The 7,602-nt window shown below is 48.9% G+C and carries 6 protein-coding genes; all 6 read right to left on the reverse strand.

Annotation, left to right across the window (positions count from 1 at the left end; genetic code table 11):
- Nucleotides 1-26: 26 nt before the first annotated feature.
- The 6 genes from infB to ACLFWI_RS00960 all read right to left on the reverse strand — a co-directional run bounded on the left by infB (nt 27) and on the right by ACLFWI_RS00960 (nt 7,513).
- On the reverse strand, nt 27-3,050 hold the full coding sequence (infB, locus tag ACLFWI_RS00935) for a translation initiation factor IF-2 (protein ID WP_446411331.1): 3,024 nt from the start codon (nt 3,048-3,050) through the stop codon (nt 27-29).
- Nucleotides 3,051-3,460: 410 nt separating this feature from the next.
- Nucleotides 3,461-3,739, reverse strand: a complete 279-nt coding sequence (locus tag ACLFWI_RS00940; protein WP_446411332.1) for a YlxR family protein — start codon at nt 3,737-3,739, stop codon at nt 3,461-3,463.
- A 4-nt stretch (nt 3,740-3,743) separates the two neighbouring features.
- Entirely contained in the window at nt 3,744-5,156 is a 1,413-nt protein-coding gene (nusA, locus tag ACLFWI_RS00945; protein ID WP_446411333.1) for a transcription termination factor NusA, read from the reverse strand.
- Between the two features lie 71 nt (nt 5,157-5,227).
- On the reverse strand, nt 5,228-5,689 hold the full coding sequence (gene rimP / locus ACLFWI_RS00950) for a ribosome maturation factor RimP (protein WP_006100822.1): 462 nt from the start codon (nt 5,687-5,689) through the stop codon (nt 5,228-5,230).
- 274 nt (nt 5,690-5,963) lie between these two features.
- Nucleotides 5,964-7,328, reverse strand: coding sequence for an AtzE family amidohydrolase (locus ACLFWI_RS00955; RefSeq protein WP_446411334.1), 1,365 nt, complete (start codon nt 7,326-7,328; stop codon nt 5,964-5,966).
- On the reverse strand, nt 7,325-7,513 hold the full coding sequence (locus ACLFWI_RS00960; RefSeq protein ID WP_446411337.1) for a DUF4089 domain-containing protein: 189 nt from the start codon (nt 7,511-7,513) through the stop codon (nt 7,325-7,327). Before ACLFWI_RS00960 ends, ACLFWI_RS00955 begins: the two co-directional genes overlap by 4 nt.
- Nucleotides 7,514-7,602: the final 89 nt, after the last annotated feature.

Raw genomic sequence — 7,602 nt, forward strand, 5'->3', positions numbered from 1 at the left:
TGAACCAAGGACTAATCACTTATCACCTAAGTCGCTGATAGAGTCCGGCGCTTGCTCACCATCTTATAGGTTTCGATGATGTCACCTTCAGTCCAATCATTGAATCTATCAACACGAATACCGCATTCAAATCCGGCATTGACCTCTTTGACATCATCCTTCATCCGCTTCAGCGAATCAAGTACCCCTTCGTAGATCATTTGACCCCGACGTTGCACTCGGATCTTGCAGTTGCGCACTGCTTTACCTGACTGTACGTAGCAACCTGCCACCGCACCACGACCGACGGGGAAGACAGCTCGGACTTCCACTTGACCCAAGGGTTCTTCCACCAATTCTGGCTCCAGTAACCCTTCCATCGCCGCTTGAATGTCATCCAAGAGATTATAGATGATGTTGTATTCGCGCACATCAACACTCTCTTGTTCAGCAGCAGAACGAGCGCCGTGAGCCAAAGTGGTATTAAAGCCAATGATTACCGCACCACTAGCCGCTGCTAAGTCAACATCGGTTTCGGTGACTTCTCCAGCCGTCGCTAATAGGACTCGGATTTGAACTTCATTTTGGGGTAACTGTTTGAGTGAACCCAGAATGGCTTCAACGGAGCCTTGCACATCTGCTTTTAGGATCAAGTTGAGTTCTTTGAGTTCCCCTTCTTGAGCTTTGGCAGAGAGGCTATTCAGGCTGACTCGACGAGACGACATCACCTGTTGCAGGCGAGATTCGCGCTGTTCTTGGCTTCTCGTATCCGCAACGGCGCGAGCTTCTTTTTCTTGTTCAAAGACATCAAACTCATCACCAGCAGCCGGGACATCGCTTAAACCCAATACCTCTACGGCAAAGGAGGGTGCTGCCTCGTCTACTCGTTTGCCTCGGTCATCGATCATGGCTCGTACTTTACCGAAGACCGATCCCGCAACTAGAGTATCACCCACCCGCAGCGTGCCATTTTGCACCAACAATGTGGCAACTGGACCTCTAGATTTATCCAGGTTGGCTTCAATAACTGTACCTTTGGCTAATCGGGCGGGGTTAGCGGAGAGTTCTTCAATGTCAGAAACGAGCAGGATCATTTCCAGGAGCGTATCCAAGTTTTCTTTTTGGATCGCACTCACGGGTACCATGATCGTGTCACCGCCCCATTCTTCTGGGACTAATCCATGTTCCATTAACTCCTGCTTGACTCGGTCAGGTTGTGCCCCTTCCTTGTCGATTTTGTTAACGGCAACCACAATCGGCACCTCTGCGGCTTTAGCATGGCTGATCGCTTCTCGGGTTTGCGGTTGCACCCCATCATCAGCGGCGACGACCAAAATGGCAATATCGGTCACTCGCGCTCCCCGCGCCCGCATCGCGGTAAAGGCTTCGTGACCTGGAGTATCCAAGAAGACCACCTGTTGGACTTTATCTTCATGCTCCACATCGACATGGTAAGCACCGATGTGTTGGGTAATTCCTCCCGCTTCGCCTTGTGCCACTTTAGTTTCGCGAATGGCATCCAGCAGCGTGGTTTTACCGTGATCGACGTGACCCATAATTGTGACTACGGGTGGACGCCGCACCAGGTATTCCAAGTCAGCCGCATCCAGCATTTCGGTCACTTTAGTGGCTTCCGATTCAGCTTCTTGTGTCTGAACATCAACTCCGAGTTCTTCGGCAACCATTTGAGCGGTGGGCAGATCCAGGGTTTGGGTGATATTTACTGCCAATCCCTTGAAGAATAGCTGCTTAATCACTTCTGTTTCGGCAAGGTTCAGCTTATTCGCCAGTTCTCGAACGGTTAGCGAATCGTTTAACACAATTTGCTCAGGACGTTCAGCGACTTCTTGCTTTTCACGACGGCGATCGCGACTTTCTGGTTTACTGCCGGTTTTAACTTCTGGCTTTTTCCTAACCTGACTGGCTGCCGTTGGTGGGGGAGTCTGTCCCGTTTGAGATTTAGGTTTAGGAGGACGAGCGACCGACATACTGACTGCCACAGGGGTGTCAGCTTGTTGGTAGTCACTATCAAACTCTTCCTCATCTTCTTCGATCAGTTTAGGTCGCCGCTTCAGCTTAGCCGCTTTTCCACCAGGTTTAGCTCCTTCCTGTTCCTCTTCCTCATCAATCCATTCTCGTTTCTTCGACTGACGTGGCGGCGTGGGTCGTTTGACTTTAAGATTTTTAAGTTCCGGCGGTTCCAGAAGGGTTTCTACGCTCTCATCGACCTCCTCCTGCTTCTGTTCTAAGGAACCCGAATCGATAGCCGCCACTTCAGGACTCTCACCCGGACGAGTCGGTCGGGTACGTTTGGGAGGAGATTGAAGTTTAGGAGCAGGCTGAGCCGGAGGTTTCGGATGAGCTGGGGCGGGAGATTTAGCCGGAGTTTGAACCGGAGTTGGCGGTTCAGGAGAACTCGTCGATTCAGGCGGCTGGGAACGGTCAACCGACTCTGATGGGGTCTCATCCGATCGATCGCGCTTCAATTTCGGTCGTTCGACCTGGGTGGGTTGACTGGGTTTCGGTGACGCTGGTCGAACGGGGGGTTGGATAAGTTTGGGTTTTGCTTCCACTTCAGCTTTAGTCTCGTTCTCCTGTGACCCTTGAGATGGAGTTGGTGTTTCTGTTTCTGACTCAGACTCGTCCTCCGGCAAATTCACCGGTGTCGTCGGTCGATTAAGCTGGGCGGGTGGACGCGGTGGATTCACAGTCGGCTTGACGGGGGGTTGAGAATACTTTGACCCAGATTCTGATCCCTGGGAAGAGCTAAAACTGGAACGAGGCTTAGGCTTAACGCTCAGAATTTGCTGTTTGCGCTGATTATTATTGTTAGATTGTCCATCTGTATGGTTAGCCGATGCTGAGGTTGTTTGGTCACGACCTTTGAGGCTAGTGATCCCCTCAGCATATTTTTCCGCCGCCGCTCTGATTCGCTCAGCTTCAGATTCTGTAATCGTGCTACTGTGACTTTTGACTGCAATATGAAGTCCTTCGCAAATATTCAAAATGTCCTTGTTGTCCAAATTCAATTCCCGTGATAATTCGTAAATTCTGACTTTGCCGTTGTTCATCCACTATTCCCCCGTCGTACATATTGTTACACCATAACTAAATGATTGAAAGCGTGCGTGGTCATTGGTTTTCCTGCCGGATGGGCTTAAATCAATAAGGTGTCTTTAAGAGTCTACTCGATAACTCACCAATAACTCATGTTACACAGGCGATCATTGACTGTTAGCCAGTTGGATATCTCTAAGCTCTTAATCAGAGCCTGGATAGTTAACTTACACAAATCTTAACAAAACTAGATAGATTTTCTAGATCCCTAGATCCTCAGTATCTTCCTCACTCAGGTAGGAGTTGTTAACTTGATCAGGGACAGACTCACCTCCGAACACCATTAGTAATGGTACTTCTTTACTATCCTAGCGATTGCTTAGGTTGATTGAGAGCCTTGCTGGAGTTTTTTTGATGCATTGGCTCAATCGCAGCTGCGTTGGATGCTGCCGGGACAAGGTTCTAAACGTTGCCATAGTCGTTGATAAATTTCGTCGGGAACCGATGCCCTCAGCGCTCGTCCCAATCGATTTTTCTTCTGAGCAGCTGCCAGACAATTCGCTTGAGGACAGATATAAGCTGAACGTCCCATTCCCTGATCTAATTTTACCTGTCGCGATGGATGGATTCGCACAACTCGCCATAATGCTTGTTTTTGAGCCACCCGGCGACAACTTAGGCAACGTCGGTAATTGGGTTCCATAAGATTAGGACAAAATATCCTCCTCCTCTTCTTCAGTAGCAAATTCTGCCTCCTCTTCTTCAGTAGCAAATTCTGCCTCGTCTTCTTCAGTAGCAAATTCTGCCTCGTCTTCAGCAAATTCCTCCTCGGCTAAGGATTGAGGATTTGTCACCTTTGCCTCTAACTTGGCTGGTGAGGCAGTTTCTCTCTCTGGTTGCTCCTCATCCTCTTGTTCATCAGCGAGTTCGGCTTCCCTCTGTGCGATCACGGCTTGTAACTCCTGCATTTTCTGGTGTTCAGCTTCGTAGTCGTACTTGGCGATATCTTTAATATCAATTTTCCAACCTGTGAGACGAGCCGCTAGGCGAACATTCTGCCCTTCTTTGCCAATAGCTAAACTGAGCTGATCTTCGGCGACCAAAATGTGAGCCTGACGCCCTTCCGGATTCACCAATAATACTTCCTCAACTCGTGCGGGACTCAGAGCATTGGCTATATAGGTAGCCGGATCAGGCGACCAGCGAATCACATCTATTTTTTCGCCACGCAATTCATTGACGACTACTTGAATCCGCGATCCCCTAGCGCCGATACAAGCCCCAACGGGATCAACATCCCGCTCTAGGGTATCCACGGCAATTTTAGTCCGAGGTCCGACATGACGCGAAGGCGGATTAGCTTCTCGCGCCACCGCCACGATTCGCACGACTTCATCTTCGATTTCTGGGACTTCATTAGCAAACAGATAGACCACTAAACCAGCCGAAGCTCGCGAAACCACAAGCTGGGGTCCACGGTGAGGACCTTCACGCACTTTTTTGAGAAAAACCTTAAAGGTACTGCCAATGCGATAGGTATCGTTGGGTAATTGTTCGCGTTTGGGCAGTTCGGCTTCCACTTCCGGCTGACCAAAGCCACTGCTAATTGCCATGATCACCGATTGCCGCTCAAATCGTAGCACTCTGGCTTGGAGTACCGTTCCTTCTAACTCTTCAAACTCTTCTTGGATCAACTTACGCTGTTGATCCCGGAGTTTTTGGGAGAGTACCTGCTTGGTTTGAATAGCTGCCATTCGACCAAAATCACGTTGATCTGGGGTAACATCCAGAACCACCGAGTCACCTAATTGTGCCTCTGATGCGACTTCTTGAACTTCTTTGAGGGAAATATGATGATCGGTGTTGCCAACTTCCTCAACAATGCTTTTGGTACAAAGAATCCGAAATCCTTCTTCTTCGATATCTAAATCGACTTCAAAGTTGTTAAAATACTCATCATCAAAATGAGGTCGCTCCATGCGTTGCGCTCGACGATAGCGCTCATAGCCTTTGATCAGTGCTTCTCGCAGCGCCTGTTGGACTGCTGATTTAGGTAGATTATGGCTTTGAGAGATCTCTTCGATCATCTTTTTTAGTCCCGGCAGATTAACGATAGACATAGGCAAATCTCCATAAACTGTTTATTGGGGGTGGTTAACAAATGACTAATTACTTAATGTTCTAAACTGGTTTAACCCTGCTCATCGAACTGCACTTTAGTCACTTGATCGCGAGGAATGGCGATCGCCCGTCCTTTTTGGTTGATATATACACGGGTATCATCCCGGCGAATTAATTTCCCTCGCCATTCTTTATGTCCTTGGTCAGGTTCAGCGGTGTTGACCACCACGGAAAATCCTTTAAATGCGATGAAGTCTCGGTCTGTCGTTAGCTCTTGCGAGATCCCAGGACTAGAAATTTCCAAAACATAGGCGTCAGGAATCAGATCCACGGCATCTAATTCAGCTTCTAAAGCCCGACTCATGCGTTCACAGTCATCTAAACCCGTATCGCCGTCGCGGTTGCGGATATCTACCCGAAGTACAGGGGGACGTCTGTTCGTGTGAAACACCGCCCCAACGAACTCCAATCCCAATTTTTCGGCTACTGGGGTTGCCAAATCGATTAGTTGTGGAATCAGGGGATGAGTCATAGAAAAACTTCAACAAAAAAAGTGGGTTCAACCCACCTCCAGGTAAAATTTCTGCCAAGAAGCTTAGCGACGATTGACACAATCTCTACCCTGCTTGTGTACTTGGGAATAGTTTTATAGCTTTCCCAGACTCCGACATCAGGATAGAGTAACTTCCGTTGCTATGTTAGAGTTTAGCGCAATCTTTGCCGGTTGTGGGATCGGGTTACCACAAGCAAAGGGGGGTGACGGTGGAGTGTTGACCCTTCACGACCTTCGAGGGCATAGTTTTGAGTTAACCCTCCAATACGGCGGCGACGCGCAAGATCATGGCTTCATGATCAGGAGCGGCAATAATTTGCACACCTAAGGGTAGAGAACTAGACGACTTGACAGGAACCGATAAAACAGGTAATCCAATAAAAGATAAAGGTTGGGTAAACAGTCCCAAATTCGGGCGCACTAATATATCTTCTCCCCCAATTACCATTGTTTCTTGATCGATGCGGGGGGCGACACAAGGCGTAGTTGGTGCGAGAATAATATCTACCGTCCGAAAAAGTTCCTGCACCCTTTGGCGATACCATTGGCGAAACCGTTGCGCCTGAATGTACCACGAGGCGGGAATTAAAGCCCCCGCTAAAAAACGATCGCGCGTGGCTCTGTCAAAATCTTGTGGACGCGATCGCAAGTTGGCAAAATGTAAGTTAGCGCCTTCTGTCGCTGTAATAATATAAGCCGCCGCTCTTGCCCGATGCGCTTCCGGTATGCTCACTGTAGCTGTAACATTCAGCGCCTGGGCGACTTTAGCAACAGCATCTAAGGCTTCTGGGGTAGCGCCTTGAGCAAAATACTCCCCCGCTACCGCAATCCGTAATTCCTCAATTCCTTGTTCCAGTTGTGGTAAACAAGGTTCTGGAGGACGTTGCGTACATACCGGATCACGTTCATCGCTTCCCTGAAGGATATCAAACGCGGTAGCCATATCTCGTACTGATCGAGCAAACGGACCAATATGATCTAAACTACTGGAAAATAAAATCGCCCCCGCCCGTGATAAACGCCTGTATGTGGGTTTTAACCCAAAAACTCCGCACAATGCAGCCGGAACCCGGATTGAACCATTAGTATCAGAACCCAAAGTAAGGGGAACTAATCCAGCGGCGACTGAAGCAGCGGAACCCCCCGATGATCCACCGGAAACGCGAGTCGGATCATTTGGGTTTGGTGTTGCCCCATAATGGCTATTTACCGTAACAAACCCATAAGCATATTCATCCATATTTAACGCCCCCACCAGCACCGCCCCTGCTTGCTTCAGTCGGGCAACGGCGGTAGCATCTTGGTTAGCCGGGGGATTTTCGGCATTAATTTTTGATCCGGCTAGGGTGGTTAATCCCGCGATATCAAATAAATTCTTCACCGCAAACGGAACCCCCGCCAAGACGCCAGGAAATTCCCCTCTGCTAATCGCCTGATCCACCCGTTCCGCCTCGGCGATTGCCGTGTCAGCGGTAACGGCGGTAAAACAATTTAAGCTAGGATTACGGGCATCAATCTGCGCCAAACAATCCCGCGCGATCGCACGGGCGGTTATTTCACCCTGATAAACCGCCGTAGCTATCCCCACAGCGTCGGCTTGTCTCCAATTAAAGGTCATGGTTCAAAGACTGGTGCAGCTTCTATAGTATCCGGTAACGCAAACTCATTCACCAATTGTGCGATCGCGGCAATTCGAGTAATGTTATCAACGACACCAGGACGGTATTCTGGGTCAATCGGCAAATCAATCAACTCTGCCATGCGATCGACATATTCACCAAAATCAACGGTTTCTTTAGTCATAGCTTCCTCAGTGTTGATTCCCTCTTCCCTAACAAATGACAAATGACAAATGACAAATGACAAATGACAAATGACAAATGACAAATGAC

This window comes from Coleofasciculus sp. (assembly GCF_046539235.1).
In the GTDB taxonomy this organism is placed as follows: Bacteria; Cyanobacteriota; Cyanobacteriia; order Cyanobacteriales; family Coleofasciculaceae; genus Coleofasciculus.

Bases quoted from the DNA above. Each gene is read 5' to 3' on its own strand.
- infB (WP_446411331.1), bottom strand. From the start codon at position 3,050: ATGAACAACGGCAAAGTCAGAATTTACGAATTATCACGGGAATTGAAT.
- nusA (WP_446411333.1), bottom strand. From the start codon at position 5,156: ATGTCTATCGTTAATCTGCCGGGACTAAAAAAGATGATCGAAGAGATC.
- ACLFWI_RS00955 (WP_446411334.1), bottom strand. From the start codon at position 7,328: ATGACCTTTAATTGGAGACAAGCCGACGCTGTGGGGATAGCTACGGCG.
- rimP (WP_006100822.1), bottom strand. From the start codon at position 5,689: ATGACTCATCCCCTGATTCCACAACTAATCGATTTGGCAACCCCAGTA.
- ACLFWI_RS00960 (WP_446411337.1), bottom strand. From the start codon at position 7,513: ATGACTAAAGAAACCGTTGATTTTGGTGAATATGTCGATCGCATGGCA.
- ACLFWI_RS00940 (WP_446411332.1), bottom strand. From the start codon at position 3,739: ATGGAACCCAATTACCGACGTTGCCTAAGTTGTCGCCGGGTGGCTCAA.